The organism is Dactylosporangium sp. NPDC051484 (assembly GCF_040689395.1).
In the GTDB taxonomy this organism is placed as follows: domain Bacteria; phylum Actinomycetota; class Actinomycetes; order Mycobacteriales; family Micromonosporaceae; genus Dactylosporangium.
In genome coordinates this window covers 84,361-110,794 of record NZ_JBFAZX010000010.1, presented here as the reverse complement: position 1 = coordinate 110,794, position 26,434 = coordinate 84,361, and the positions used below count along the sequence as shown (strand labels likewise).

Here is a 26,434-nt window from a genome sequence, read left to right as displayed (position 1 = left end):
CTTAGTACTTCAGCAGGTTCGCGTCGTCGACGCTGGCCGAGCGCCGAGTCCGGAAGATCGACATGATGATCGCCAGGCCGACGACGACCTCGGCCGCCGCCACGACCATGACGAAGAACGCCATGATCTGCCCGTCGAGCGTGCCGTTGATCCGGCTGAACGTGACCAGCGTGAGGTTGGCCGAGTTCAGCATCAACTCGATGCACATGAACAACACGATCGCGTTCCTGCGGACGAGTACGCCCACCGCGCCGATCGTGAACAGGATCGCCGCGAGGACGATGTAGTACGTCGGAGTCACTTCTCGGTCCCCTTTGGTGCGACGTCGGCTGACGTCAACTCCCGCGTCGGCAGGATCTTGGAGATGCTGCGTTCGGACGGCGTGCCGTCGGGCAGCCGGGCCGGGGTCGCCACCGAGTCCGAGCCTGCGAAGACGCCGGGGCCGGGCTTCGGCGCCGGGTAGTTGCCCGGGCGGAAGCGCGCCACCATGCGTTCCGGCTGGCTGACCTTGTCTTCCTTGCGCTTCTGGATGTGCGCCAGGATCATCGCGCCGACCGCCGCCGTGATCAGCAGCGCCGACGTGATTTCGAAGACCCAGACGTACTTGGTGAACAGCAGCCGGGAGATGGCCACCACGTTGCCGGGTGCGTTGGCTTCGGCCAGGCCCTTCGGGCTGACGCCGCCCAGTGCCCGGTAGAGGCCGATGCCCAGCAGCAGCGCCAGGCCGATGCCCAGGATGCTGGCCGCCATCCGCTGCCCGCGCAGCGTCTCGATCAGCGAGTCCGAGGAGTCGCGGCCGACGAGCATCAGCACGAACAGGAACAGCATCATGATGGCGCCGGTGTAGACGATGATCTGCACCATGCCGATGAACGGGCCGGCCTGCAGAACGTAGAACACGCCCAGGGACAGCATCGTGATGATCAGCGAGAGCGCCGAGTGCACCGCGTTACGCGCCCAGACCATGCCGATCGCGCCGAGCACCGCGAGCGGGGCGAGGATCCAGAAGGTGACGGCCTCGCCGCCCTTCACCTCGCCGGCCGAGGCGAGCGTCTGCAGTGCCAGGGTTCCGGTCATGAGTGGACCCCCTTGTACCGTTCAGCGCCGGCGGAGGTGCCGGGGTTCTCCAGAGCGCCGACGTAGTAGTCCTTCTCGGAGTCGCCCAGGCGCATGTCGTGCGGCGGGTGCTCCATCCCCGGCAGCAGCGGCGCGAGCAGCTGCTCCTTGGTGAAGATCAGGTCGCGGCGGTTGTCGCGGGCCAGCTCGTACTCGTTGCTCATGGTCAGCGAGCGGGTCGGGCAGGCCTCGATGCACAGCCCGCAGAAGATGCAGCGGGCGTAGTTGATCTGGTACGTCTGGGCGTAGCGCTCACCGGGCGAGAACCGCGCGTCCTCGGTGTTGTCCGCGCCCTCGACGAAGATCGCGTCCGCCGGGCACGCCCACGCGCACAGCTCGCACCCGATGCACTTCTCGAGCCCGTCCGGCCAGCGGTTGAGAATGTGCCGGCCGTGGTACCGCGGAGCGGGCGGCTTGCGCTGCTCCGGGTACTCCTCGGTGACCACCTTCTTGAACATGTGCGAGAAGGTGACCCCGAACCCCTTGAGGGTTCCACCAATTGACACGTCAGCTCTCCTTGCCGGTCGGGACGGTTTCCCGCTCGACGATCACGCGCTTGGCCCGCGGGCTGGGCGGCACCTCGAGGTTCAGCGGCGGCAACGGGAAGCCGTTCTCGCCACCGATCCGGCCGCCTGGCGTCTGCGGCAGATCCGCCAGCGGGGCGCGGCGGGCGCGCTGCAGGAGGAGGAGCGCCACCACCAGCACGACCAGGGCGACGATGCCCACGATCACCCCGGTGCGCGCGCCCGTGCTCAGGTCGCTGTTCGTCTGCACCAGCCGGATGCCGGACAGCACCAGGATCCAGACCAGGTTGGCCGGGATGAGCACCTTCCAGCCGAAGCGCATGAACTGGTCGTAGCGCAGCCGGGGCAGCGTGCCGCGGAGCCAGACGAACACGAACAGCAGCAGGAGCACCTTGATGGTGAACCACAGGATCGGCCACCAGCCGTGGTTCGCGCCGTCCCAGAGCGAGATCGGCCACGGGGCGCGCCAGCCGCCGAGGAACAGCGTGGCGCACAGGCCCGAGACGGTGACCATGTTGACGTACTCGGCGAGGAAGAACAGTGCGAACTTCAGCGACGAGTACTCGGTGTGGAAGCCGCCGACGAGCTCGGACTCGGCCTCGGGCAGGTCGAAGGGTGCCCGGTTGGTCTCACCGACCGCAGCCGTGAAGTAGATCAGGAAGCTCGGGATGAGCAGCACGGCGTACCAGGCCCCCGACTGCGCCGCGACGATCTCCGAGGTCGACATCGTGCCCGCGACCAGGAAGACCGAGACGATGGACAGGCCCATCGCGACCTCGTACGAGATCATCTGGGCGCTCGAGCGCAGACCGCCGAGCAGCGGGTACGTCGAGCCGGAGGCCCAGCCGCCCAGCACGATGCCGTAGATGCCGATCGAGGCGCAGGCCAGCACCAGCAGCACCGCCACCGGGATGTCGGTGAGCTGCAGCGGGGTGTGCGTGCCGAACACCGACACCGACGGCCCGAACGGGATCACCGAGAACGCGGTGAACGCGCAGATCGTGGAGATCACCGGCGCGAAGAAGAAGACCACCTTGTCCGCCATGCGCGGCATGATGTCTTCCTTGAAGGCCAGCTTCAGGCCGTCTGCGAGCGACTGCAGCAGGCCGAACGGGCCGTTGCGGTTGGGGCCCGGGCGGACCTGCATGCGGGCCACGACCCGGCGCTCGTACCAGATGGCGAAGAGCGTCATGACGACCAGGAACGCGAAGATCACGACGACCTTCGCGAGCACCAGCCACCAGGGGTCCTTGCCGAACTGGTCCAGGTTGCCGTAGGCGAGAGGCGTCATTTTGCGCTACCCCCAGTGCTGATCTCGACCAGCGCGCCCTCGGTGACGCCGAGCGTGCGCCGCAGGGTCGAGCCCGGTGAGTTCGTCGGGATCCACACAACCCCGTCGACCATGTCGGTGACGAGTGCCGGCAGGGTGATCGCACCCCGCGCGCTGCCGACCGTCACCGCGTCCCCGTCCACCACGCCGAGGTCGGCCGCGGTGCTCTTGGAGATCCGGACCACAGCGGGGCGGGCGGTGCCGGCCAGGTGGCCGTCCCCGTCCTGCAGCGAGCCGCCGTCGATCAGGTGATGCCAGGAGGCCAGGATCGCCTGGCCGCTGCCCGGCTTGAGCGGCACGGCCGGCTCGACGTCCGGCGCGCTGCCGCGAACGACACTCGGGCTGCCGGCGCCGACGGTACCGACCGAGACGGTGCCCGGCAGCGGCAGCTGGGCCAGCGCGGCCAGCTGCGTCCGGATCGCCGTCACGTCCGCGACGCCGAGCTGGACGCCGAGCTCGCGGCCCAGCGTGTCGAGCACGCGGGCGTCGCTCATCGCGTGGGTCTTCAGCACGGTGCCGAACGGGCGGGCCCGGCCCTCCCAGTTGACGTAGGAGCCGGACTTCTCGACCGCCGGGGCGATCGGCAGGACGACGTCGGCGCGCTTGGCGACGGCGCTCATCCGCAGCTCCAGGCTGACCAGGAAGCCGACCTTGTCCAGCGCCTCCTCGGCGGCGATCGGGTCGGCCAGGTCGGCCGGGTCGACGCCGCCGACGACCAGCGCGCCGAGCCGGCCCTCGCGGGCCGCGGCGACGATGCCGTCGGTGTCACGGCCCGAGGCGCTGGGCAGCACGCCCGCGTCCAGGTCCCAGGCGATGGCGATCTCGCCGCGCGCGGCCGGGTCGAAGACCTGGCGGCCGCCCGGCAGCAGGGTCGGCAGGACGCCGGCCTCGACCGCGCCGCGGTCACCGGCCCGGCGCGGCACCCAGGCGAGCCGGGCGCCGGTGGCCTCGGCCAGCCGCGCTGCGGCGGACAGGCCGCCCGGCACGCTTGCCAGCCGCTCGCCGACGAACAGGATCGCGCCCTCGGCCGACAGCGCCTCGCGCAGCTGCTCGGACGCGCCGAGCACCTCCGCCTCGGCACCGGGGACGGTGAGCAGGACGGTCGCACCGAGCTTCTCGAAGCCGCGGCTCACGAACGGCGCCACCGCGTAGCTGGGCAGACCACGCTTGAGGTAGGCCTTGCGCGCCCGCAGGAAGATGATCGGGCACTCCTCCTCGGGCTCCAGCCCGACGAAGACGACCGCGGGGGCCTGGTCGATGTCGGCGTAGGTGACGTCGACCCGCCCGACGACGTGGGAGCCGAGGAACTCGGTCTCCTCCGCCGACAGCGGCCGGGCGCGGAAGTCGATGTCGTTCGTGCCGAGCGCGACCCGGGCGAACTTCGCGTACGCGTAGGCGTCCTCGACGCTCAGCCGGCCGCCGGCCAGCACGCCCACGCCGCCGTTGTCCTTCGCGGCGGCGAGCCCGGCCGCGGCGACCGTCAGCGCCTCCGGCCAGCTGGCCGTGCGCAGCTCGCCGGTCTTCGTGTCGCGGACCAGCGGGGTGGTGATGCGGTCGGTGGCGTTGACGTACTGGAACGCGAAGCGTCCCTTGTCGCAGTTCCACTCCTCGTTCACCGCCGGGTCGTCGCCGGCGAGGCGGCGCATGACCTTGCCCCGGCGGTGGTCGGCCCGCTGATCGCAGCCCGCGGCGCAGTGCTCGCAGACGTTCGGCGTGGAGACCAGGTCGAAGGGGCGGGCCCGGAAGCGGTACTGCGAGCTCGTCAGCGCCCCGACCGGGCAGATCTGGATCGTGTTGCCGGAGAAGTAGCTGTTGAACGGCGCGTCGTCCTCGGGCGAGTCGGGGTCGCCGCGGAACACGCCGATCTGCTCGTTGGACGAGCGCTCCATCAGGTCGATGAACTTGTCGCCGGCGATCTCGTCGGAGAAGCGGGTGCAGCGCTGGCACAGCACGCACCGCTCGCGGTCGAGCAGCACCTGGGTGCTGATCGGCAGCGGCTTGGGGTACTCCCGCTTCTGCTCGACGAACCGGGACTCGGACTGGCCGTTGCTCATCGCCTGGTTCTGCAGCGGGCACTCGCCGCCCTTGTCGCAGACCGGGCAGTCAAGCGGGTGGTTGATCAGGAGGAACTCCATGATTCCCTCCTGGGCCTTCTTGGCCACTTCGGAGGTCTTCTGGGTCCGCACGACCATACCCTCGGCCACCGGCTGCGTGCAGGAGGCGACCGGCTTGCGCTGGCCCTCAATGTCGACCAGGCACTGCCGGCAGGCGCCGGCCGGGGCCAGCAGCGGGTGGTCGCAGAAGCGCGGGATCGAGATGCCCACCTGCTCGGCGGCCCGGATGACGAGCGTGCCCTTCGGCGCCTCGACCTCGAGGCCGTCGATCGTGAGCTTCACCGTGTCAGTCTTGGGAACCACGTCGGTCATCAGTGGGCTCCTACCAGCTCGCCGGCGAACATCGGCGCCTTGCGGCCTTCGATGTAGTCCAGGTAGTCCTGCTTGAAGTACTTGATCGAGGACGTCACCGGGCTGGTCGCGCCGTCGCCGAGCGCGCAGAACGAGCGGCCCAGCAGGTTGTCGCAGGCGTCCAGCAGGGTGTCGAGGTCCTGATGGGTGCCCTGGCCGGCCAGGATGCGGTGCAGGATGCGGACCATCCAGTAGTTGCCCTCGCGGCACGGGGTGCACTTACCGCAGGACTCGTGGTGGTAGAACGCGATCCAGCGATACGTGGCGTAGACGATGTCGTCCTGGTCGGAGAAGACCTGCACGGCGGTGGTGCCGAGCATCGTGCCGACCCCGGCCATGCCCTCGAAGTCCAGCGGCGTGTCGAGGTGTTCGTCGGTGAGCATCGGCGTCGATGAGCCGCCCGGCGTCCAGAACTTGAGCTTGTGTCCGGACTGCATGCCGCCGGCCAGGTCGATGAGCTGCCGCAGCGTGACGCCGAGGCCGCACTCATATTGGCCGGGACGGTTCACCCGGCCGGAGATCGAGTAGATCTTCGGGCCCGGCGACTTCTCGGTGCCCATGCTGCGGAACCAGGAGGCGCCACCGAGCACGATGTACGGCACGCTGGCGATCGTCTCAACGTTGTTGACGACCGTCGGCGAGGCGTAGAGGCCGTGCGTCGCCGGGAACGGCGGGCGCAGCCGGGGCTGGCCGCGGTAGCCCTCCAGCGAGTCCAGCAGCGCGGTCTCCTCGCCGCAGATGTACGCGCCGGCGCCGCTGTGCACGACCAGGTCGAGGTCGAAGCCGCTGCCGAGGATGTTCCTGCCCAGATAGCCCTTGGCGTAGGCCTGCTGGACCGCGGAGCGCAGCCGGCGGGCCGCGTGCACCGCCTCGCCGCGGATGTAGATCGCGGCGAAGTTGGCCCGGATCGCATACGACGCGATGATGACGCCCTCGACCAGCGCGTGCGGGTCGGCCATCATCAGCGGCAGGTCCTTGCAGGTGCCCGGCTCGCCCTCGTCGGCGTTGACCACGAGGTAGTGCGGCTTGCCGTCGTTCTGCGGGATGAAGCCCCACTTCATGCCGGTCGGGAAGCCAGCACCGCCACGTCCGCGCAGGCCCGAGTCCTTGACCAGCTGGATCAGGTCGTCCGGGTGGGCCTTGAGCGCCTTGCGCAGCGCCGTGTAGCCGTCGAGCCGCTCGTACACGTCGATCTTCCACGCGTCGGGCGACAGCCAGCGCTTGGTGAGCACCGGCGTGAGCTTCGACAGCGACTCCTGCGAGGGCTGGTGGTCCAGCGTCATTACTTCGCCTCGTCCTTCTTGGCGATGGGCGTCTCCGGGTCGAAGCCCGGCACCGAGATCCCGAAGCGCTCCGCGAGCCGGCTGCCGGCCAGCGTCGACTCCCCGGCCGGCCCCTCGCCGATGACCTCGTCGCCCCGGTCGTCGGCGAAGCCCGCGAGCTGCACCGCCATCTCCTTGAGCGTGCAGAGCCGGGTGCCCCGGCTCGGCTGCGGTCGATCGCCGTTCTGCAGCTGCTTGACCAGCGACAGCGCGCCGTCCTCGGTCACACCGTCGAAGAACTCGTAGTTGACCGTCATGACCGGCGCGTAGTCGCAGGCCGCGAGGCACTCGGCGTGCTCAAGAGTGATCTTGCCGTCGGGGGTCGTCTCGTCGTGCCCGACCCCGAGGTATTCGCTCAGGGCCTGGTATGCCTTGTCGCCGCCGAGCACGCCGCACATCGTGTTGGTGCAGACGCTCACCAGCCAGTCGCCGGTCGGCTTGCGCTTGTACATGGTGTAGAACGTCGCGACCGCACCCACCTGGGCCTTGGTGATCCCCAGGATCTCGGCGCACAAGGCGATGCCGTCCGGGGAGACGTAGCCCTCCTCCGACTGCACCAGGTGCAGCAGCGGCAGCAGCGCGGAACGCGAGCGGCCCTCGGGGTAGCGCGCGATGATCGCACGCGCGCGCTCGCGCGTGACCTCACTGAACACCATTAACGATCACACCCACCCATGACGGGGTCGAGCGAGGCGCCGCCCACGATGACGTCGGCGAGCAGACCGCCCTCCGCCATCGCCGGGATCGCCTGCAGGTTGACGAAGCTGGGCTCGCGGTAGTGCACCCGGAACGGGCGCGTGCCGCCGTCGGACACCGCGTGCACGCCGAGTTCGCCGCGGGGCGCCTCGATCGGCACGTACACCTGGCCGGCCGGCACCCGGAAGCCCTCGGTCACCAGCTTGAAGTGGTGGATCAGGGCCTCCATCGACTGGCCCATGATCTTCGCGACGTGCTCGAGCGAGTTGCCCAGGCCGTCGCCGCCGACCGCCAGCTGCGCCGGCCATGCGATCTTCTTGTCGGCGATCATGATCGGGCCGGGCTCCAGCCGGGCGAGCGCCTGCTCGACGATCCGCAGCGACTGGCGCATCTCGTTGAGCCGCACCTTGTAGCGGCCAAACGCGTCGCCGGTCGTCTCGGTCGGGACCTCGAAGTCGTAGGTCTCGTAGCCGCCGTACGGCTGCTGCTTGCGGATGTCCCAGCCCAGGCCCGCGGAGCGCAGCACCGGGCCGGTGATGCCCAGCGCCAGGCACCCCGTCACGTCGAGCACAGCGACACCCTGGGTGCGCTCACGCCAGATCGTGTTGCCGGAGAGCAGGTCCTCATACATGTCGATGCGGTCCGGCATCCAGCCGAGCAGCTCGCGGATCTTGACGATCGCCTCGTCCGGGATGTCCTGCGCGACGCCGCCGGGGCGTACGTAGGCCATGTTCATCCGCAGGCCGGAGACCATCTCGAAGATGTCGAGGACGTACTCGCGCTCGCGGAACCCGTAGATCATCATCGACAGGGCGCCGAGCTCCATACCGGTCGTGGCGAGCCAGACCAGGTGGGAGGAGATCCGGTTGAGCTCCATCATGAGGATGCGGATCGTCTTGGCGCGGTCGGTGATCTGGTCCTCGATGCCGAGCAGCTTCTCGACCGCCATGCAGTAGCCGGCCTCGTTGAAGATCGGCGCCAGGTAGTCCATCCGGGTCACGAACGTGGTGCCCTGGGTCCAGTTGCGGAACTCCAGGTTCTTCTCGATGCCCGTGTGGAGATACCCGATGACGGTCCTCGCCTCGATGACGGTCTCGCCCTCGAGCTCGAGCACCAGGCGGAGCACGCCGTGCGTGGACGGGTGCTGCGGGCCCATGTTGACGACGATGCGCTCTTCGGAGCCGGCCTCGTTGACGACCGTGTCCCAGTCCCCGCCGGTGACGGTAAAGACCCGGCCCTCGGTAGTCTCGCGCGCTGCCGCGTAGTCGGTGGTCACTGGTAACTCCTCCGCTGGTCCGGCGGCGGGATCTCCGCACCCTTGTACTCGACCGGCACGCCACCGAGCGGGTAGTCCTTCCGCTGCGGGAAGCCCTCCCAGTCGTCCGGCATGAGGATCCGGGTCAGGTTGGGGTGGCCGTCGAAGACGATGCCGAACATGTCGTAGGTCTCCCGCTCCTGCCAGTCGGCGGTCGGGTACACCTGGGTCACGCTCGGCAGATGCGGGTCCTCGACGGTGACCGCCGCCTCAAGGCGGATCCGGCGGCGGAAGGTCATCGACGTCAGGTGATACACCGCGTGCAGCCGGCGGCCGTCGGAGCCGAGGTAGTCCACGCCCGACACCGAGGAGCACAGCTCGAAGCGCAGCGCCGGGTCATCCCGCAGCGCCTGGCAGACCTTGGCGATGTGCTCCGGCACGATGTGCAGCGTGAGTTCGCCGCGGTCGACCACGATGCGCTCGATCGCGTCGTTGAAGGAGGCATATGCCTCCTCAAGGGCGTCCACGACCTCGTCGAAGTCGCCGCCGTAGGGCCGTGGCGAGTCGAGCTCGACCGCGCGCCGGCGGCGCAGGCCGCCGAAGCCCGAGGTGTCGCCAGTGCCCTGCACGCCGAACATGCCGCGCCCGGCCCCGCTGGACGGCGGGGTCTGGGCCGTGGCGCCGACCGGCTCTACTTCAGTCACTTGGTTCCTCCGGACAGGTTCGCCCGCTCTTCCATCCACTTCTGGATGCGCAGCTGCTCCTCGCGGCCCGCGGCGGCGGCCTTCGTCCACTCGGCGCGCTTGACCTTGTCGAACCGGTAGCTCGACGGCATCGCGCCGGGCGCCACCACGGGGGCACCCTCGCGCTGCACCCGCGCCTCGATCGCGCGGCGGCGCCGGTCGCCCAGCGGCTCGGCCATGACCTTGTCGTGCAGGCGCAGGATCGCGTCGATGAGCATCTCCGGCCGCGGCGGGCAGCCTGGCAGATACATGTCCACGGGAACGATGTGGTCCACGCCCTGGACGATCGCGTAGTTGTTGAACATGCCTCCGCTGGAGGCGCAGACGCCCATGGAGAGCACCCACTTGGGCTCCGGCATCTGGTCGTAGATCTGGCGCAGGACCGGGGCCATCTTCTGGCTCACGCGGCCCGCGACGATCATCAGGTCGGCCTGGCGGGGGCTCGCCCGGAAGACCTCCATGCCGAAGCGCGCCAGGTCGTAGCGCGCGGCACCGGTCGCCATCATCTCGATGGCGCAGCAGGCCAGGCCGAAGGTGGCCGGCCAGAAGCTCGCCTTGCGCGACCAGTTGACCAGCTTCTCGACCGTGGTCAGCAGGACGCCGGTCGGTACCTTTTCCTCGATGCCCATGACTCAGTCCCAATCCAGCCCGCCGCGGCGCCACACATAGGCGAACGCGACGAACACGGTGACGATGAACAGCACCATCTCCACGAATCCGAAGAGGCCGAGTGCGTTGAAGTTCACGGCCCACGGGTACAGGAAGATGATCTCGATGTCGAAGATGATGAACAGCATCGCGGTCAGGTAGAACTTGATCGGGAAGCGGCCACCGCCGACAGGCTGGGGAGTCGGCTCGATGCCGCACTCGTAAGCGTCGAGCTTTGCCTTGTTGAACCGGCGCGGCCCAACGAAGGGCGCGACCGCCACCGAGAACAGCGCGAATGCGGCGGCTAGGGCAAAGAGCCCGAGAATCGGTACGTACGGCGCGAGCGACATCGTGCTGCTCCGTCCTTTCGGCGAGCCCGCGGGGCGGTCGGCCCCTGGGACCACTCTGTATGCGGGTTTAACACTATTCGGTATGCCTGGACGGCTTCGTCCGGGGGCACCCCAAATGCGGCCTTGGCCAGTGCCTTTGGGGGTCAGGCGGCCGGCGCCAGCCGGGTCATCGCGTTGATCACGCGGTCCATGGCGTCCCCACCCCGCGGGTCCGTGAGGTTGGCGAGGAGTTTCAGCACGAACCGCATGAGGGTCGGGTGTGGCATGCCGTGCTTGGTGGCGATCCGCATGATCTGCGGATTGCCGATGAGCTTCACGAACACGTTCCCGAGCCGGTAGTACCCGCCGTAGCGGGCCTTCAGCTCGGACGGGTAGTTGGCGAGCACGCGCTCGCGCGCGGTGCCCTGCGGGCGGGCCAGCGCCTGGATGGCGATCTCCGCCGCCAGTTCGCCGGACTCCATGGCGTAGGCGATCCCCTCGCCGTTGAAGGGGTTGACCATGCCGCCGGTGTCGCCGACGAGGAGCACACCCCGGGTGTAGTGCGGCACCCGGTTGAACCCCATCGGCAGCGCCGCGCCCTGGGACTTGCCGTCGGCGTTGGCCGGGTCGGAGAGGCCCCATTCGGCCGGGGTGTTGTCCAGCCAGTCGGCGAGCAGCGTCCTGTAGTTGGTCTTGCCATAGGCGACGCTGCTGTTGAGCACGCCCAGGCCGACGTTGACCCGGCCGTCGCCGAGCCCGAAGATCCAGCCGTATCCCGGCAGGAGCTTGTCGCCCGACTCCCGGCTGCGCAGCTCCAGCCACGACTCGAGGTAGTCGTCGTCGTGGCGGGTCTGGCTGAAGAAATACTGCCGGACGGCCACACCCATCGGCCGGTCGTCGCGCTTGGTGATGCCCAGCGCCAGCGCGAACCGCCCGGAGACACCGTCGGCGGCGATGACCAGCGGGGCGCGGAACTCCAGCGGCTCCCTGTCCTGGCCGGTGGCGGTCACACCGACGACCCGGCCGGTGCGGTCGAGGATCGGGCCGGTCACGTTGGTCCCGGTGCGCAGCACGGCGCCCGCGTCGGTCGCGGCCGTTGCGAGCATGTGGTCGAAGTCCATGCGGGTGCGGGTCAGCCCGTAGTCCGGGAAGCTCGCGAGGTCGGGCCAGTCCAGCTCCAGGCGCACCCCACCGCCGATGACGCGCAGGCCGCGGTTGCGCAGCCAGCCCTTCTCCTCGGTGGTGTCGATGCCCATCTTGATCAGCTGCTGGACCGAGCGGGGCGTGAGCCCGTCGCCGCACACCTTCTCGCGCGGGAACTCGGTCTTCTCGAGCAGCAGGACCCGCAGCCCGTGACGGGCGAGGTAGAACGCGGCGGCTGAGCCGCCCGGCCCGGCGCCGACGACGATGACATCCGCATCTTGTCCGATGTCAGTCACGGCCGTAACACCTCCTACCCGTTCGACTTATGCTCATTGTGCGCTCGTGAAAGTCTTCACAAAGTCATCCGTGGAGCAGTCTAGAACCGTGAACAGCACCGCCGTTGGTAAGGCGACCCTAATTTTTCACCCGAACAGTCATTCCGCGAGCCACATCCCCCGGCGCGGGCGGGATTGTCCACAGGCCTAGCTCGCACGTCGACAGGGCGTAACGAGACGGCAATCCTGAGTAATCATGGATGTCGCAACCCGCCGCCTGGCGACCCGCGCTCTGCGCCGGGCCGGCCTGTGGGTCTGGGCCTATGACGAGCCGATTGTCGATCGCTGGGGCGAGATCATGGTCGCGGACGTGGCGTTCGCCACGGCCCATCTGGCCGTTGACCTGGGTATGTCCCAATTTCCCGGCCTTTTTCCGGACCTTCCGAGCAACGCGGCACACGCACAGCTGCGCCTGGCCGCCGCGGGTTGGACGCTGTCCACCTTCACGCGGGCCGATCTGGAACAGCACCCTTCGGAACTGGCCCGCGAGATCCGCGCCTTGCTGGACCGCCTGACGCCGACCCGCTTCCCGTTCTCCTGACCCGTCTTGTGACTGACGCCCGCCGTGCGCCGGAGCCCGGCCGACGGCGAGGTCAGGCGCGGAAACCGCGGTGCATTGCCACCACGCCGCCGGTCAGGTTGCGCCACGCGACCTTCCGCCAGCCGTTCTCGCCGATCCGCGCGGCCAGCCCGGCCTGGTCCGGCCAGGCACGGATCGACTCGGCCAAGTACACATACGCATCCGGATTGCTCGAGACCCGCTTCGCGACCTGCGGCAGGGCGCCCACCAGGTAACCCTGGTAGACGGCGCGGAACGGGCGCCACGTCGGGGTGCTGAACTCGCACACCACCAGCCGGCCGCCGGGCTTGGTCACGCGGGCCATCTCGCTCAGCGCCGCGTCCGTGTCGGCGATGTTGCGCAGCGCGAAAGAGATGGTCACCGCGTCGAAGGTCTCGTCGGCGAACGGCAGGTGCAGCGCATCGGCGGCGAGCAGCGGCACCTCTGGGCGCTTCTCCCGGCCGGCCTGCAGCATGCCGACCGAGATGTCGGCGCCCACCGCGAGCGCGCCCGACCGGCCGAGCTCCAGCGTCGACACGCCGGTGCCCGCGCCCAGGTCGAGGACCGTCTCGCCGGGCTTGAGGCCCAGCGCGAGGCGCGTCTCGCGGCGCCACATGCGGTCGCGGCCGCCGGAGAGGACGGTGTTGGTGAGGTCATACCGGCGGGCCACGCCGTCGAACATCGCCGCGACCTCCTCCGGCTCCTTGTCCAGCGATGCGCGCGTCATGCCGACACCTCCGCTTCGCCGCGGACCGCTCCTGAGTTCACCGGGGTCAGCGGAAGCGAGCGGCCGGTGCCGCCGCCGGGGATGGCGATGGACGAGAAGTGCGACTGCACCCGCTCGTCGGTCGGGTCGTCGGCCTCGGTCCAGTGGACCTTGAGGTGCCGGTACTGCGTGTCCCGCTGCGCCGGAACGCGGTCCGCGCCCCGGATCATCTGGACGAGCTCGGTGAGGCGGGAGCGGTGCCGGGCGCCGGCGGAGGAGATCACGTTCTCCTCGAGCATGATCGAGCCCAGGTCGTCGACGCCCAGGTGCAGCGAGACCTGGCCCACGTCCTTGCCCGTGGTCAGCCAGGACGACTGCAGGTGGGCGATGTTGTCGAAGAACAGCCGCGCGACCGCCACCAGGCGCAGATACTCCAGGCTGGTCGCCTGCGTGCGGCCCTTGAGGTGGTTGTTCTCCGGCTGGTAAGTCCACGGGATGAAGGAGCGGAACCCGCCCACGGTCCCGGCCAGGTCCGCCTCGACGGAGTAGCCGTTGGCGACCGCGAGGTCCTGCACGTCCCGGATCAGCCGCAGGTGCTCGATGCGCTCGGCGTTGGTCTCGCCGGTGCCCATCATCATCGTCGCGGTCGACGAGACGCCCTGCCGGTGCGCGGCCGCCATGACCTCCAGCCAGCGCGCCCCCAACTCCTTCAGCGGCGCGATCGCCTGCCGCGGCCGGTCGGGCAGCATCTCCGCGCCGGCGCCGGCGATCGAGGCCAGGCCGGCCGCCTTGATCCGGGCGATCGCGTCCTCGATCGACACCCCGGAGACCTTGGCCATGTGCAGCACCTCGGACGGGCCGATCGAGTGGATGACCAGGTCGGGGAACTCGGTGTGCACCGCCGAGAACAGCGACTCGTAATACTCCACCCCGTGGTCCGGGTGGTGCCCGCCCTGCAGCATCACCTGCGTGGCGCCGAGGTCGACCGCCTCCGCGCAGCGGCGCAGGATCTCCTCGGTGCCGTGCGTCCAGCCCTCGGCGTGCTTCGGCGCCCGGTAGAAGGCGCAGAACTTACACGCCGTCACGCAGACGTTCGTGTAGTTGATGTTGCGGTCGATGATGTAGGTGACGATGCCGTCCGGGTAGCGGCGGCGGCGCACCGCGTCGGCGGCCTCGCCCAACTCGTGGAACGGCGCATCCGTGTAGAGCAGCAATGCCTCCTCCGCACCGATACGCCCGCCGTCGGCGGCACGCTGCAGGATCTCGCTGATCACCGGAGTCGTCACACCCAGAGCGTACCCAGAGCGGCGTCGGCGTCGAGCGGGCGTGCCTAGGATCACGAGAGTGACTGCAATGCGCTACCGGCGCCTCGGGCGCTCAGGCCTCACCGTCTCGGTGGTCGGCATCGGCTGTAACAACTTCGGCGGGCGGATCGACGCGGCCCGCAGTGCCGAGGTCGTCGACGCCGCCCTCGACCTCGGCATCAACCTGTTCGACACCGCCGACGTCTACGGCACCACCGCAGGCGCGTCCGAGGAGGCGCTCGGCGCCGCCCTCCGCAAACGCCGCGACGACGCCATCATCGCGACCAAATTCGGTATGGACACGCGCGGCGCCAACGGACCCGACTGGGGCGCGCGCGGCAGCCGGCGCTACATCCTGCGCGCCGCCGAGGCGTCGCTGCGCCGGCTCGGCACCGACTACATCGACCTGTACCAGATCCACAGCCCCGACCCGGCGACCCCGATCGAGGAGACGCTCGCCGCGCTCGACGACCTGGTCCGGGCGGGCAAGGTGCGCTACATCGGCCACTCGAACTTCGCGGGCTGGCAGACCGCCGACGCGGCCTGGACGGCCGAGACCCATCACCTCACGCCGTTCGTGAGCGCGCAGAACCGCTACTCCCTGCTGGACCGCTCCGTCGAGGCCGACCTGGTGCCCGCTCTGGAGCGCTTCGGCCTGGGCCTGCTCCCCTTCTACCCGCTCGAGCTGGGGCTGCTCACCGGCAAGTACCGGCGCGGCGACGCGCCGCCGCCGGGCTCCCGGCTGGCCCGCGACGGCTTCGCCCGCGTGCTCGCCGAAGCGCCGTGGGACCGCATCGAGCGCCTCTCCGCATTCGCCGAGGAGCGGGGGCTCGACCTGCTGAGCGTCGCGATCGGCGGGCTCGCCGCGAAGCCGACCGTGGCCAGCGTGATCGCCGGCGCCACGTCGGCCGGGCAGGTCGCGGCCAACGCGGCGGCCGCCGCCTGGGTCCCCGGCGCCGAGGACCTGGCGGCGCTGGCGGAGATCTAAGCGTCCCGATGACGGCGGACGGGTCTTGCCGTCGCCCGGCGCTGGCAGGCCGTCGAGGACGGCGACGCCGGTGTCGCGCGACGGCGAGACCACGATCGTGACCCGCCCGCCGCCCATCGGCGTGACCCACCTCAGGCGTCGAAGTCGACCACGACCCTGTCCGTGATCGGCATCGACTGGCAGGTCAGGACATATCCGGCGGCGAGCTCGTCCGGCTCGAGCGCGAAGTTGCGCGCCATCTGGACCTTGCCCTCGACGACCTTCGCCCGGCAGGTCGAGCAGACGCCGCCCTTGCACGCGTACGGCAGCTCCGGCCGCGCCCGCAGCGCCGCATCGAGGATCCGCTCGTCGTGCGCCATCGTGAAGGTGGTCTCGCGCCCGTCGAGCAGGATGCTCACCTCGGCGCCGGGCTCGGCCGTCTCGGGGGCGGCCGAGCGCGCGGCCGGCGGCGCGTCGTCGACATGGAAGAGCTCGGTGTGTACCGCGGCGTCGTCGACCCCGCGCAGGCTCAGTGCCACCTTCGCGTCGAGCACCATGCCGTGCGGCCCGCACAGGAACCACTCATCGACGGTGCCGGGCGGCACCAGCGCGTCGAGGATCGCGCCGATGCGGGCCTCGTCCAGCCGGCCCGACAGCAGCGGGGGCTCCTGCGCCTCGCGTGACAGCACGTGTACCAGGTGCAGCCGCTCCGGATGGCGGTCCTTGAGGTCGGCGAGTTCCTCGGCGAACATCACGGTGCCGGCGGCGCGGTTGCCGTAGATCAGCGTGACCCGGCTCCCCGGCTCGGTCCGCAGCGCGGTGGCGGCGAGCGACAGCACGGGCGTGATCCCCGAGCCGGCCACGATCGCCGCGTAGTGCCGCGCCCGGTCCGGGTCGAACGCGGTGGTGAAGTGGCCCAGCGGCGGCAGCACGTCGACCTCGTCGCCCGGCGCGAGCTCGGACAGCGCGAACGTGGAGAACGCGCCGCCGGCGACCCGCTTGATGCCCACCCGCAGCACGCCCTCGTCGCGCAGCAGCGCGGGGGTCGAGCAGATGGAGTACGACCGGCGGATCTCCTCCCCCGATCCGGTGTGGCGGCGCACGGTGAGATGCTGCCCCGCCCGGAACGCGAAACGCTCCCGCAGCGCGGGCGGCACGTCGAAGGTCACCGCGACGGCCTCGTCGGTCAGCCGCTCGACGTCGAGCACCGCGAGGCGATGGAACACGGGCCGCGGCTTGACGGGCCGCCGGATCGGAGAGACGGTCATAGTGCCTTCACTCGCTCGAACGGCTCCCGGCACGCCCGGCACCGCCAGAGCGCCTTGCAGGCCGTGGCGCCGAAGCGGGACAGCTCCTCGGTGTCCGGCGACCCGCACCGGGGGCAGCGCACGGTGAGCGTCAGGGCCACCGCCGCACTGCGCGCCGGCGGCGCGACACCCGCCGCGGCCAGCTTCGCGAGGCCCTCGTCGGTGATCCAGTCGGTGGTCCACGCCTCGGCGAGGTCGGTGTCCACCTCGACGTCGTGGTAGCCGCCGGCGTCCAGCGCCGCCGCGATGTCGGCGCGGATCGCGTCCATCGCCGGGCAGCCCGAGTACGTCGGCGTGATCGTGACCGTGACCTGGCCGTCACGTTCCGCGACCCTCCGCAGGATGCCCAGCTCCTCGATGGTGACCAGCGGCAGTTCCGGGTCACGCACCGCCGCCACCAGCTCGCGCGCGCTCACCACGTCACCCCGGGGTGCGCGCGGTGCAGCACCTGCATCTCGGCGAGCAGCTTGGACAGTTCCTCCGTGTGCAGCCCGCGCCGCCCGCCCGAGGGCGCCCAGCCGTCGCCCGGCCGGGTCAGCGTCGCCTCGTCGAGCACCGCGGCGATCTCGGCCAGCCAGGGCTCGCGCAGCGCGGCCAAGTCGTCGTCGAAGTCGCCCTCGAAGAGCTCGTGCGTGTAGGGCCACAGCGCATCGACGGCCGCCTGCATGCGCCGGTGCGACTCGTCGGTGCCGTCACCGAGACGGATGGTCCACAGCGCCGCGTGCTCGGCGTGGTACGCGGACTCCTTGCGCGTCTTCGCCGCGATCCCGGCCAGCCGCGCGTCCTCGCCGACGCTCAACCGTTGGTAGGCGAGCCGCTGATAGACGGCGAGGAACAGCAGCTTGCCGATGGTGACAGCGAAGTCGCCGTTGTCGAGCTCGACCAGCGACACGTTGCGGAACTCGCCGTCGTCGCGCAGGTACGCCAGGTCGTCCTCGTCCCGCCCGCGCCCCTCCAGCTCGCCCGCATAGGTGAGGAACAGCCGGGCGGCGCCGAGCTGGTCGAGCGCGATGTTGGCCAGCGCGACGTCCTCTTCCATCTCGGGCGCGCGCGAGCACCACTCGGCGAGGCGCTGCGCCGCGATGAGCGCGTCGTCGCCGAGCGCCAGCACACGCGCGAAGTCCATACTCATAGATGCTCCGCGCCTTCCGGTACGGCGTAGAAGGTCGGGTGGCGGTACACCTTGTCGGCCGCCGGATCGAAGAACGCGTCCCTCTCGTCGGGGCTGCTCGCGGTGATCGCGGCGGCCGGCACGACCCAGATCGAGACGCCCTCCTGGCGGCGGGTGTAGACGTCGCGGGCGTTGCGCAGCGCCATCTCGGCGTCGGGGGCGTGCAGGGAGCCGACGTGTGCGTGCGAGAGCCCGCGGCGGGGCCGGACGAACACCTCCCACAGCGGCTCGGACCGCGACTCAGACCGCGACTCAGACACTGGCCACCGCCTTCTTGGCGGCGTGCGCCCGGGCCGCCTCGCGCACCCACGCGCCATCCTCGTGAGCGCGGCGGCGGTGCGCCATGCGCTGACGGTTGCACGGCCCCTCGCCCTTGATCACGCGCATGAGCTCCTCGTAGTCGGGCTGGGTGTAGTCATACGCCTGGCGCTCCTCGTTCCAGCGCAGGTCCGGGTCCGGCAGGCGCAGGCCGAGCACGCCCGCCTGCTGCACGCACATGTCCACGAACCGCTGGCGCAGCTCGTCGTTGGAGAAGCGTTTGATCTTCCAGGCCATCGAGCGCTCGGAGTGCGTCGACTCGGTGTCGGGCGGGCCGAACATCGCCAGCGACGGATACCACCAGCGATCGATCGCGTCCTGCGCCATCTCCCGCTGCCGCGGGCTGCCGTTGGCGAGCGTGTGCAGGATCTCGTACCCCTGCCGCTGGTGGAACGACTCCTCCTTGCAGATGCGGATCATGGCGCGCGCATACGGCCCGTAGGAACAGCGGCACAGCGGCACCTGGTTGACGATCGCGGCGCCGTCGACGAGCCACCCGATCGCACCGATGTCCGCCCAGGTCAGCGTCGGATAATTGAAGATCGAGCTGTACTTCTGGCGGCCCTCGATCAGCAGCTCGACCAGCTCGTCGCGGGAGACCCCGAGCGTCTCGGCCGCGGCGTACAGGTAAAGCCCGTGGCCGGCCTCGTCCTGCACCTTCGCGAGCAGGATCGCCTTGCGCTTGAGCGAGGGGGCGCGGGAGATCCAGTTGCCCTCGGGCTGCATGCCGATGATCTCGGAGTGCGCGTGCTGCGCGATCTGGCGGATCAGCGTCTCGCGGTACGCCTCGGGCATCCAGTCCCGGGGCTCGATCTTCTGGTCGGCCCAGACGGTCGCGTCGAAGTATTCCTGCAGTTCACCGCGGGCCTCGACGCTCGCCTCGGAGGCCGCCCGAAGGTCCCGCTCGGCGCTGTCGACCTGCTCGAGCAGAGGGGCGAAGTCGTTGCCGTCCACGCCTCAAGTGTTACAGCATCCGACAGGTCCAGCAAGAAGCTGTCACATGGCATCGAGCCAGCTACCAGGCACTTTTGAGTGCATCCGGGCTGCCGCTGCGATGGTTGAACGAGAGACTGATCGGGCAAAAGCACTCACGTCGGGTGACCCCGATCGCTGATGACCGGCCGCCGATGCGCAACGTGGCGAAGGACCAGAAGTTCGGCATCACGCCGGCGCTACCGGCCGCGGAGCAGTCCTCGACCGCGGTGAAGAACGGCTGGATCACCCGGTCGCCGCGCGCCGCGACCTGCCGAGCAGATCAGCCCTTGAAGAACGCCGGGCCGCCCTCCGGCAGCGGGGGCACCGCGCCGCGTGCCGCGGCCCGCCGGGCGAACTCACGCACGCCGGCGACCTGGCGTTCACCGAGGGAGAAGTCCAGCACGCGGAAGTAGGTCGCCAGCGTCTCGGCCGAGAGGGTCTCCCAGCGCGCCGCCGCGGTGGCCACCTCGTCCAGTTCCGTAAGGCACAGCTCGCGCGAGCGCAGGAACGCCTCGTGCACGTCCTTGACCAGGCCGGGGTGCGCGGCGGCGAAGTCGCGGCGCACCGCCCACGCGGCGAACACCATCGGCAGGCCGGTCCACTCGCGCCAGGCCAGGCCCAGGTCGGTGACCTGCCAGCCGTGCTGCGGCGCGTCGTGCATCGCGCGCAGCGCCACGTCGCCGATGATCACGGCGGCGTCGGCCTCGTCGAGCATGCGGGCCAGGTCGGGCGCGCTGTTGAAGTACTCGGGGCGCACGCCAATGCCGGACTCGAGATACATCTGCGCCAGGAGCACGCCGGTGCGGGAGGTCGCGCCGAGCGCCACGCGGCGGCCGTCGAGCGACTCCAGCGGTACAGTCGAAACGGCATTGACGGACAGCACGGGCCCGTCGCTGCCGACCGCGAGGTCGGGCAGGAGTAGCAGGTCGTCGGCGTTGCGCAGGTATTCGACGAGCGAGATCGGGCCGATGTCGAGGTCTCCGGCGACGAGGGCGGCGTTGAGGCGCTCCGGCGAGTCCTTGAACAGATCGACGTCGATCAGCGCGCCCGATCGCATCAGGCCCCAGTAGATGGGCAGGCAGTTCAGAAACTGGATGTGGCCCACGCGGGGCCGCTGCAATGCGGGCACAACGCCATCGTGCCCCAACCAGTGCCCTGCGCATGGCCGGGGCGGTCATTTTCACAGCGGCTACCCTCGTGGGATGCGACGCCCCCTGGCTGTGCTCGGGCCTGGCCTCGCGCTGGCCCTGCTGCTCGTGACCGGGTGCGAACCCGCGCCGCGGGTCGACCACACGGCGGCCGGTTCCGACTCGCCGGCCGTGGTGCGAAGCGCCGGCGAAAGCGCGGCGCTGTTCACGCCGACGCAGCCGGTGACGATGAACGTGAAGGGGTACTGGTCATGGGCGTACTACGACCACACGACCGACCAGATGTACGGCTCCACGCCGTACACCACGAGCGATACCGCCTCGATGGCGAAGGCCTGGGTGGTCGCCGACTGGCTGCGCCGCCAGGCCGAGCAGAAGAAGCAGCCCAGCAGCGCCGCACTCGCCGAGCTCAGCCGGATGATCCGCGACTCGGAGACGGAGAACACGTTCAAGTACCACGCCCAGAACGGCAACCTGACCTCGATCAAGCGCATGATCACGCTCTGCGGCCTGACCGACACCAAGGGCACCCAGAACTCCTGGAGCCTGACCCAGATGTCCGCCCGTGACGTGACCCGGCTGGCCAAGTGCATCGGCGACGGCCGCGCGGCCGGCCCGAAGTGGACCGGCTGGCTGCTCAACGAGATGCGCAACGTGCGCGGCCCGGGCCGGTTCGGCCCGATCGAGGTGCTCCCGGCCGACGTGCGGAAGACCACGGCGATCAAGAACGGCTGGCTGGCCCGCGACGACGGCCAGTGGCACATCGCGTGCATGGCCGTCGGCGACGGCTGGAGCCTGGGCATCATGGCGCACTACCCGAGCTCCCTGGGGAAGGACTACGGCGTGAAGACCTGCCGCGAGGTGACGAAGCAGCTCCTCACGAGGCACTGACCGCCAACTGGCAATTTGTGACCCTTCAGACGATCAATTGCGCTGACTTTGCGCTTACCGTGATCGCGTGCGAGTACGAGGCTATGCTCCCGCGACGCCGTGCTGGTCGGTGCTGACCAGCGGCGACACCGCGGCCGCGGCGGCGTTCTACTGCGGCCTCTTCGGCTGGACGACCACCGAGGCCGACGACGGCACCACCCTCTTCCTGCTGCGCGACCTCGCCGTGGCCGGCCTGGTGCCGTCTCCCACCGGGCAGTCGGCGTGGTTGACGTACATCTCGACGGAGAACGTCGACGCCACCGCGGACCTGGTCGTCGAGGCCGGCGGCACGGTCCTGCAGCCCCCGGCCGAGGCCGGCACCCGGGGGCGGGCCGCGCTGTTCGCCGACTCGGCCGGCGCGGCGTTCGGCGCCTGGCAGCGCGGCCGCTTCGCCGGCGCCCAGGTCCAGGATGAGCCCGGCACCGTCTGCTGGAGCGAGACGGTGACCCAGGACGTCCCGACCGCCGCCACGTTCTACGGCAAGGTCTTCGGCTGGACCGAGCGCGAGGGCACGTCGGACGCCATCCACGAGTACCACGACTGGGTCTGCGCGAACCGCGTGGTGGGCGGCGTGAGCCTGCTAGGCGACGAGTACCCGCCGGGCACCCCGCCGCACTGGCGCACGATCATGTCGATCGACGACTGCGAGGGCTTCATGGCCCGCACCCCCGAACTCGGCGGAAGCGTTCTGGTCGGCCCGATCGACGCCGGCATCGGTCACGCGGCGTATCTCGTCGACCCGACCGGCGGCGCCTTCCTGGTCATCGAGATGCTCCCCGAGCTGCGCGCTCTGACGGCCTGACCGGAACCGGCCCGCGCCCCATCGGTACCGACTGGCCTGCGGCCCGACCATTCGACTAGGTTTGGCCGGTCGATTCGAGGGGGGCTGGTGGCGCAGCCAAATCCGCCGTCGTTCGGACTGGACGACTTCAGCCTGGACGACCGGATGCGGCTGTTCAGCTACGTCACGGCGGACAACAGGACGGCTTACCTGTGGGTCCTGCGGTCTCTTGACGCCGCCCGCTCCAGCTATCAGGTGGTCCTGCACACGTCCGAGGTGGCGTCCGCCATGGCGGGGCTTTCGGCCACCTACCCCGAGTGTCCGGACCCCGCCGGACTGTAGCTTCCGCGGCTGCTCGATGCGCTCGTCGACTGGGGTGTACTGGATCGCGGGCAGGACGGTGCCCGCGCGGCGACGCTGGCGGAGTATCGCAACCGTCACTCGGTGTATCAGTTCACCGAGGCCGGCTACCGCGCACACCGGGCACGGGCTGCTCGGCTCGTGGCTGACCGAGGCGGCCGCCGCGCGGGTCCCGGTGCGGATCACCGCAGCCGCGCTCGCCCGCTACCCGACGGCCGTGTCGTGGCGCATGGACGGTGTCACGTACGCGGCCCACGCGGCGAGCGGCGTAGCGCTGGCCGGCACCTCAACCGCAACGCCGTGGGAGCCCGCACTCGCCGAAATGATGATCCACTCCGGCCGCGCCGTCATGGAAGAGCGGATTCTCCCGCTGTTGCTGCAGGACCTGTCGTGAGCTGCCGCGGGCACATATCCTCACCGTGCCCGGTCGTAAGCCGCCGCGTCGGTGAGCCGAACGCCGCACGCAGAAATCAGGCGACCTTGAGTTGCTCATCACCGAAGTCGGCGATCAGTTTGAGCGTCCCGCCGAGCGCCTCGATGTACCGCGCGAGCACCTCCTGCGTGGAAACACTGCCGGCCTCGATCTGCGACACCCGGGCCACCGAGACACCCATCCGCGACGCGACCTGCTCCTGCGTCATCTCTCGCCGCTTCCGCAACTCGGCCAGCCGCCAACCCCGAGCCTCGTCAAGCATCGCTCCGACCGCGGCATCGAACGCCTGACGGCCGCCTGCGGTTTCGACCGCGCGCGCCAGGTGATCGGTATCCCGCCACCGCTTAACGCCGCTCATCCACGATCTCCTTCTCTCGCTCCTTCAAGTATGTGGCGTAAAGCTGCTCCGCTTCCGGAACGGCCTGCCGATACCACCGGTTCCACTGACCGGACTTGTCACCGGCAACGAGCAGGATCGCGGATTGCCATTGATCGAAGACGAACAAAATCCTAATAATATTATTAACCTGGAGACGCGGGAAGCAACCGCAATTCGGTGGAGCGGTGGACGCACCCCCGCATAGCGCCGCTTGACGGCCGCGGTGAGGTGAGCGTTCACGAAACCGAGCTCGCCGACGAGCGAGCAGGCAAGATCGCCTGGGACTACGCGCGGAATCCGGCGTCGTCGAGTGTCTTGATCAGGGTCGGTCGGCGGCGGTGCCGTTCGCGGAAATCGGCCAGGTAGGAGGCGAACCGAGCTTCCTGTCCGGCCGCCCGGCAGGTCGCCCGCAAGGCCGAGAGCAGCGGCAGTGCCCCACGGTACCGATGCCTGTCGCCGCTGTCGCGGACCTGCTCCTCGATGAGGTCCTGGTAGTGCTCGATCACGTCGGCCGGTTCGGTCGTGCTTCGCCGCTGGAGTAGGCCGAGCCAGCGCTGCCGGCCGAGCCGGTCGGCGTTCGCCCGGCCGATCGTCCAGGCTTCGCCGTGGGCACCGACCGCCGTCAGCACGTCGACCAGTTCGGATACGTAGAGCGGCTGCTCGGCGGCGCGCTGCCGTAGCCGCTCGACCGCCGCCGATGTCGGGTCGCCGGCACCGGCCTGCACTGCGGTGCTCTCCCACGCCCGGAAGGCCTCGAGCGTCGGGTGCCGCTCGAACTCCGCCCGCCGTACCACCAGCGCGGCCTCGCTGTCGCCCTGTTCGAGCAGCAACGCCACCAGCGTGTCGCGGAGCTGGTCGGCATGCGGCCAGCCGGCCTTCTCCGCCAGCCCGCGCCGCGCCCAGGCGATCGCCTCCACCGTCCGGCCGGCCGCACACAGCGTGTCGACGATCCGTGCGTACTGCACCGCGCTGGTCAGATGTTCGGCCAGCACTTGGACGTGCCGGTCGATGTCGCCGGACACCTCGGCCAGCTGCTCGCGCAGATCCCGGATCGCGAACAGTCCCGTCCATGACTCGGGATCCGCCGTCGCGGCCCGGTCGGCGACCAGCCGCTCGACCTCTGCCAGCCCGGGCGCACCGAGCGCCGGGGCGAAGTCGCGCAGCACGATCCGCGGCCAGCCCGGGCCGTCGCACTCGAGTTTCACCAGCCAGCCGGCAAGCCGCCTCGGGTTCTGGGGTGCCGCGATGCAGGCCTGCGCGTACAGCTCCATCATCTGCTGCAGGTCGTCGCCGACGACACCGGACGAGTCGTCCATGTACATCAGCGCGGCCGTCATCCGGTCGACGGCCTTGCGCAGCACAGGGACCACCGTCGCCGCGGCGCCGGCGTCGATCAGCACCGCGCACCGGTCGGCGAGATCGCGGGCCGCCTGCGAATATTCACGCCGGCCCCGGTACGGATGCGTGCGGCGATCGCGACGGAGCCGATCCACCAACGGGATCAGATCTCGGGTGCCATTGTCCATGTGGATGTCGCGCTAGACCGTCCGTTTCGCAGATGGGTGCCCGGTCCACGGTTGGCCCGAGCGCCACTGCGCTCCCAGAAGCCTGCCTCGGACCGGCGTGGGTGCGCAAGGCTTGCGGCCAGCGACCCCACCCGGCCGTCATTGCCGGTCAGGTGAGGCCGGACAGCGCCGTGTTGACCGACTTCGCGTCGAACCGTTCAGGGGTGAAGTCGGCGATGTCGTCGATACCCACCCAATCCATGCTGTCTCGGTGTTCCGGGTGATCCGGGTCCTTGAGCGCTTCGATCAGGTCGAGATATCCCCAGATGCCGCCGCAGTCGTCGGGTGGCGCGGCTCGCCGCCCGCCGGTACACCTTGGATACCGCACCACCGGATCACGGTCGAGGACCTTCTCGACCAGCAGTTCGTGCTGCCAGTTGTCCCCGAAGTCGTAAACGTAGCGGATCTTGCTCTTGACCTCCGGAGCAACCTGCTCAAGAGTGACCGACTTGTCCGAACCGTAACCCAGCTCCCGATCCGCGACACCGAAATCCCCGAACGGCGTCTCGAACACGTGCATGTGACTGTCATTCCAGCCGAACGCCGCCTGGATGATGTCGTGCAGTCGCGCCAGGCTGACGTCCGCCGGCACTTCGAGGCGCCGCCAGATCGGCGGCGTCGCGCCCTTCAGTCCAACCTTGACCTGGTAGATCGGGGCCGGTCCAGCCAGCTTGGTCCGCTTGGGCGCCAACGCGGGAGCCGCCGCGAACCCGCCGTGCGGCGCCGGAGGCTTGTCGGACTCGGGCAGCGCGGCCATTCGAGCACGGACCAGCGTCGCGAGCACCGGATACCCGGGTCCCTCCGCATCGAACAGCTCCGCCGATTCGTCGTCGGCGCCCTCGGCGTCATGGACGTCCCGGGCATCGAGGGCGTTCTCGATCCACCAGCGCAGCTCCGCCGGCTCCATCGACTCGGTCTTGATGTCCAGGCCGTTCTTCCTGCCTGACGCCCGCATCTCCTTCAGTACCTCAGGAAGGTCTGCCGCCTCCCCGAGCATGACGTCCACGGCGGCGTCGCAGTCGGTGTGGTCGACGGACAGCACGAGCATGTGCCCGCGCTCCGCCCGCTGGAACGAGCAGACCAGCATGGAAGCGGTGCCCTGCAGGTCGAAAACGCGACGACAATTCTCGACGGTGACCGGTGCGGCGATCTCGTCCGCCCATACCGGTTTCGCGACGCCGGCCCGCGCGAGCCTCCCCGCCGCCGCGCGCGCCGCCGCGCCGACGTCGCCCGGCGCGACCGACCCGATGGCCAGCAGCATCGCGAGCGTTCCCGCGGTTGACCGGCTCTCGAAGTGCGAGATCAGATCCGCCACGGCTCCCTCGGCACCGTTCGCGGAACAGATCGCCAACAGCGTCGCCGCACCGATTTCGGCGTCCAGCGGGTCATCGACGGCCGCCAGCTCCGACGTGGCGTCGGCCAGCTCCCCGAAGGCCTGCTCCGGATCGAAGTCGGGGTCCGAACAGGCCGGGCAGTCACACGAGACCGGCTCACCGACGACGCGCAGCACCGCCGATCCTCGCCCGGCGTTCCGTTTCTGCCTGCCCTTACGGCCGCGACTGACAGGGCTCATTCGACCAGTCTGTACCAGAGCTCACATTGAGGTGAAGCCGGGGCATCGGCCG

Annotated in this window: 29 protein-coding genes and 3 pseudogenes; 7 read left to right on the top strand and 25 right to left on the bottom strand. The window is 69.9% G+C overall.

Annotated elements, in window-relative coordinates:
* Position 1: 1 nt before the first annotated feature.
* The 12 genes and pseudogenes from nuoK to AB0367_RS19085 form a co-directional block, all read right to left on the bottom strand.
* On the bottom strand, positions 2-301 hold the full coding sequence (gene nuoK, locus AB0367_RS19140; RefSeq protein ID WP_366227663.1) for an NADH-quinone oxidoreductase subunit NuoK: 300 nt from the start codon (positions 299-301) through the stop codon (positions 2-4).
* Positions 298-1,065 carry an NADH-quinone oxidoreductase subunit J gene (locus AB0367_RS19135; RefSeq protein ID WP_366227757.1) on the bottom strand — a complete coding sequence of 256 codons (768 nt, stop codon included), beginning with the start codon at positions 1,063-1,065 and terminating at the stop codon, positions 298-300. Before AB0367_RS19135 ends, nuoK begins: the two co-directional genes overlap by 4 nt.
* Before the next feature lie 8 nt (positions 1,066-1,073).
* A complete protein-coding gene (gene nuoI / locus AB0367_RS19130) occupies positions 1,074-1,574 on the bottom strand; it encodes an NADH-quinone oxidoreductase subunit NuoI (RefSeq protein ID WP_366227756.1) in 501 nt (166 codons plus the stop codon).
* Between the two features lie 49 nt (positions 1,575-1,623).
* The gene (gene nuoH / locus AB0367_RS19125; RefSeq protein WP_366227662.1) at positions 1,624-2,931 is read right to left on the bottom strand and encodes an NADH-quinone oxidoreductase subunit NuoH; all 1,308 of its coding nucleotides are present in this window, start codon (positions 2,929-2,931) and stop codon (positions 1,624-1,626) included.
* Positions 2,928-5,396, bottom strand: a complete 2,469-nt coding sequence (locus AB0367_RS19120) for an NADH-quinone oxidoreductase subunit G (protein WP_366227661.1) — start codon at positions 5,394-5,396, stop codon at positions 2,928-2,930. Before AB0367_RS19120 ends, nuoH begins: the two co-directional genes overlap by 4 nt.
* Positions 5,396-6,718, bottom strand: coding sequence for an NADH-quinone oxidoreductase subunit NuoF (nuoF, locus tag AB0367_RS19115; RefSeq protein WP_366227660.1), 1,323 nt, complete (start codon positions 6,716-6,718; stop codon positions 5,396-5,398). The genes AB0367_RS19120 and nuoF overlap by 1 nt, the downstream gene beginning before the upstream one ends.
* Before the next feature lie 5 nt (positions 6,719-6,723).
* A pseudogene (gene nuoE, locus AB0367_RS19110) lies at positions 6,724-7,413 on the bottom strand (NADH-quinone oxidoreductase subunit NuoE); the annotation flags it as partial.
* Positions 7,413-8,729: an NADH-quinone oxidoreductase subunit D gene (locus AB0367_RS19105; RefSeq protein ID WP_366227659.1), complete on the bottom strand. Its 1,317-nt coding sequence runs from the start codon at positions 8,727-8,729 to the stop codon at positions 7,413-7,415. The gene AB0367_RS19105 and the pseudogene nuoE, both read right to left, overlap by 1 nt.
* On the bottom strand, positions 8,726-9,346 hold the full coding sequence (locus AB0367_RS19100; RefSeq protein WP_366227755.1) for an NADH-quinone oxidoreductase subunit C: 621 nt from the start codon (positions 9,344-9,346) through the stop codon (positions 8,726-8,728). The genes AB0367_RS19105 and AB0367_RS19100 overlap by 4 nt, the downstream gene beginning before the upstream one ends.
* A gap of 62 nt (positions 9,347-9,408) precedes the next feature.
* Complete coding sequence (locus AB0367_RS19095; protein ID WP_366227658.1) at positions 9,409-10,080, bottom strand: NADH-quinone oxidoreductase subunit B family protein; 672 nt, start codon at positions 10,078-10,080, stop codon at positions 9,409-9,411.
* 3 nt (positions 10,081-10,083) lie between these two features.
* Positions 10,084-10,449 (bottom strand): NADH-quinone oxidoreductase subunit A, encoded by a 366-nt coding sequence (locus AB0367_RS19090; RefSeq protein ID WP_366227657.1) that lies wholly within the window; start codon positions 10,447-10,449, stop codon positions 10,084-10,086.
* Between the two features lie 143 nt (positions 10,450-10,592).
* Complete coding sequence (locus AB0367_RS19085; protein ID WP_366227656.1) at positions 10,593-11,867, bottom strand: geranylgeranyl reductase family protein; 1,275 nt, start codon at positions 11,865-11,867, stop codon at positions 10,593-10,595.
* Positions 11,868-12,102: 235 nt separating this feature from the next.
* Here AB0367_RS19085 and AB0367_RS19080 point away from each other — a divergent pair, with 235 nt between their 5' ends.
* Positions 12,103-12,447 carry a hypothetical protein gene (locus AB0367_RS19080; protein WP_366227655.1) on the top strand — a complete coding sequence of 115 codons (345 nt, stop codon included), beginning with the start codon at positions 12,103-12,105 and terminating at the stop codon, positions 12,445-12,447.
* 52 nt (positions 12,448-12,499) lie between these two features.
* Here AB0367_RS19080 and AB0367_RS19075 read toward each other — a convergent pair whose 3' ends face one another.
* Both AB0367_RS19075 and mqnC read right to left on the bottom strand, forming a co-directional pair.
* Positions 12,500-13,192: a demethylmenaquinone methyltransferase gene (locus AB0367_RS19075; protein ID WP_366227653.1), complete on the bottom strand. Its 693-nt coding sequence runs from the start codon at positions 13,190-13,192 to the stop codon at positions 12,500-12,502.
* The gene (gene mqnC / locus AB0367_RS19070; RefSeq protein WP_366227652.1) at positions 13,189-14,457 is read right to left on the bottom strand and encodes a cyclic dehypoxanthinyl futalosine synthase; all 1,269 of its coding nucleotides are present in this window, start codon (positions 14,455-14,457) and stop codon (positions 13,189-13,191) included. Before mqnC ends, AB0367_RS19075 begins: the two co-directional genes overlap by 4 nt.
* A gap of 49 nt (positions 14,458-14,506) precedes the next feature.
* Here mqnC and AB0367_RS19065 point away from each other — a divergent pair, with 49 nt between their 5' ends.
* Positions 14,507-15,463 carry an aldo/keto reductase gene (locus tag AB0367_RS19065; protein ID WP_366227754.1) on the top strand — a complete coding sequence of 319 codons (957 nt, stop codon included), beginning with the start codon at positions 14,507-14,509 and terminating at the stop codon, positions 15,461-15,463.
* Positions 15,464-15,594: 131 nt separating this feature from the next.
* Here AB0367_RS19065 and paaE read toward each other — a convergent pair whose 3' ends face one another.
* The 7 genes from paaE to AB0367_RS19030 form a co-directional block, all read right to left on the bottom strand.
* Positions 15,595-16,710 carry a 1,2-phenylacetyl-CoA epoxidase subunit PaaE gene (paaE, locus tag AB0367_RS19060; RefSeq protein ID WP_366227651.1) on the bottom strand — a complete coding sequence of 372 codons (1,116 nt, stop codon included), beginning with the start codon at positions 16,708-16,710 and terminating at the stop codon, positions 15,595-15,597.
* Positions 16,707-17,168, bottom strand: coding sequence for a 1,2-phenylacetyl-CoA epoxidase subunit PaaD (gene paaD / locus AB0367_RS19055; protein WP_366227650.1), 462 nt, complete (start codon positions 17,166-17,168; stop codon positions 16,707-16,709). Before paaD ends, paaE begins: the two co-directional genes overlap by 4 nt.
* Positions 17,162-17,881, bottom strand: a complete 720-nt coding sequence (gene paaC, locus AB0367_RS19050) for a 1,2-phenylacetyl-CoA epoxidase subunit PaaC (protein ID WP_366227649.1) — start codon at positions 17,879-17,881, stop codon at positions 17,162-17,164. The genes paaD and paaC overlap by 7 nt, the downstream gene beginning before the upstream one ends.
* A complete protein-coding gene (gene paaB / locus AB0367_RS19045; RefSeq protein WP_366227648.1) occupies positions 17,878-18,180 on the bottom strand; it encodes a 1,2-phenylacetyl-CoA epoxidase subunit PaaB in 303 nt (100 codons plus the stop codon). The genes paaC and paaB overlap by 4 nt, the downstream gene beginning before the upstream one ends.
* Complete coding sequence (gene paaA, locus AB0367_RS19040) at positions 18,173-19,192, bottom strand: 1,2-phenylacetyl-CoA epoxidase subunit PaaA (RefSeq protein WP_366227647.1); 1,020 nt, start codon at positions 19,190-19,192, stop codon at positions 18,173-18,175. The genes paaB and paaA overlap by 8 nt, the downstream gene beginning before the upstream one ends.
* A 61-nt stretch (positions 19,193-19,253) precedes the next feature.
* Entirely contained in the window at positions 19,254-19,460 is a 207-nt protein-coding gene (locus tag AB0367_RS19035) for a hypothetical protein (protein WP_366227646.1), read from the bottom strand.
* A 33-nt stretch (positions 19,461-19,493) separates the two neighbouring features.
* A complete protein-coding gene (locus AB0367_RS19030; RefSeq protein ID WP_366227645.1) occupies positions 19,494-20,342 on the bottom strand; it encodes a menaquinone biosynthesis protein in 849 nt (282 codons plus the stop codon).
* A 73-nt stretch (positions 20,343-20,415) separates the two neighbouring features.
* On the opposite strand from AB0367_RS19030, the gene AB0367_RS19025 reads away from it, so the two are divergent.
* The 5 genes and pseudogenes from AB0367_RS19025 to AB0367_RS19005 all read left to right on the top strand — a co-directional run bounded on the left by AB0367_RS19025 (position 20,416) and on the right by AB0367_RS19005 (position 22,826).
* Positions 20,416-21,252, top strand: a complete 837-nt coding sequence (locus AB0367_RS19025; RefSeq protein ID WP_366227644.1) for a hypothetical protein — start codon at positions 20,416-20,418, stop codon at positions 21,250-21,252.
* Between the two features lie 67 nt (positions 21,253-21,319).
* The gene (locus AB0367_RS19020) at positions 21,320-22,093 is read left to right on the top strand and encodes a VOC family protein (RefSeq protein ID WP_366227643.1); all 774 of its coding nucleotides are present in this window, start codon (positions 21,320-21,322) and stop codon (positions 22,091-22,093) included.
* Positions 22,094-22,180: 87 nt separating this feature from the next.
* Positions 22,181-22,414, top strand: a complete 234-nt coding sequence (locus AB0367_RS19015) for a hypothetical protein (RefSeq protein ID WP_366227642.1) — start codon at positions 22,181-22,183, stop codon at positions 22,412-22,414.
* A gap of 9 nt (positions 22,415-22,423) precedes the next feature.
* Positions 22,424-22,507 (top strand): annotated as a pseudogene (locus AB0367_RS19010) (DUF2397 family protein); the annotation flags it as partial.
* The gene (locus AB0367_RS19005; RefSeq protein WP_366227753.1) at positions 22,473-22,826 is read left to right on the top strand and encodes a DUF2399 domain-containing protein; all 354 of its coding nucleotides are present in this window, start codon (positions 22,473-22,475) and stop codon (positions 22,824-22,826) included. The pseudogene AB0367_RS19010 and the gene AB0367_RS19005, both read left to right, overlap by 35 nt.
* 76 nt (positions 22,827-22,902) lie before the next feature.
* Here AB0367_RS19005 and AB0367_RS19000 read toward each other — a convergent pair whose 3' ends face one another.
* The 4 genes and pseudogenes from AB0367_RS19000 to AB0367_RS18985 form a co-directional block, all read right to left on the bottom strand.
* Positions 22,903-23,223 (bottom strand): helix-turn-helix transcriptional regulator, encoded by a 321-nt coding sequence (locus AB0367_RS19000; protein ID WP_366227641.1) that lies wholly within the window; start codon positions 23,221-23,223, stop codon positions 22,903-22,905.
* Positions 23,210-23,380: pseudogene (locus AB0367_RS18995) on the bottom strand (type II toxin-antitoxin system RelE/ParE family toxin); the annotation flags it as partial. The pseudogene AB0367_RS18995 and the gene AB0367_RS19000, both read right to left, overlap by 14 nt.
* Positions 23,381-23,528: 148 nt before the next feature.
* The gene (locus AB0367_RS18990; RefSeq protein WP_366227639.1) at positions 23,529-24,737 is read right to left on the bottom strand and encodes a hypothetical protein; all 1,209 of its coding nucleotides are present in this window, start codon (positions 24,735-24,737) and stop codon (positions 23,529-23,531) included.
* Between the two features lie 181 nt (positions 24,738-24,918).
* On the bottom strand, positions 24,919-26,319 hold the full coding sequence (locus AB0367_RS18985; protein ID WP_366227638.1) for a plasmid pRiA4b ORF-3 family protein: 1,401 nt from the start codon (positions 26,317-26,319) through the stop codon (positions 24,919-24,921).
* Positions 26,320-26,434: the final 115 nt, after the last annotated feature.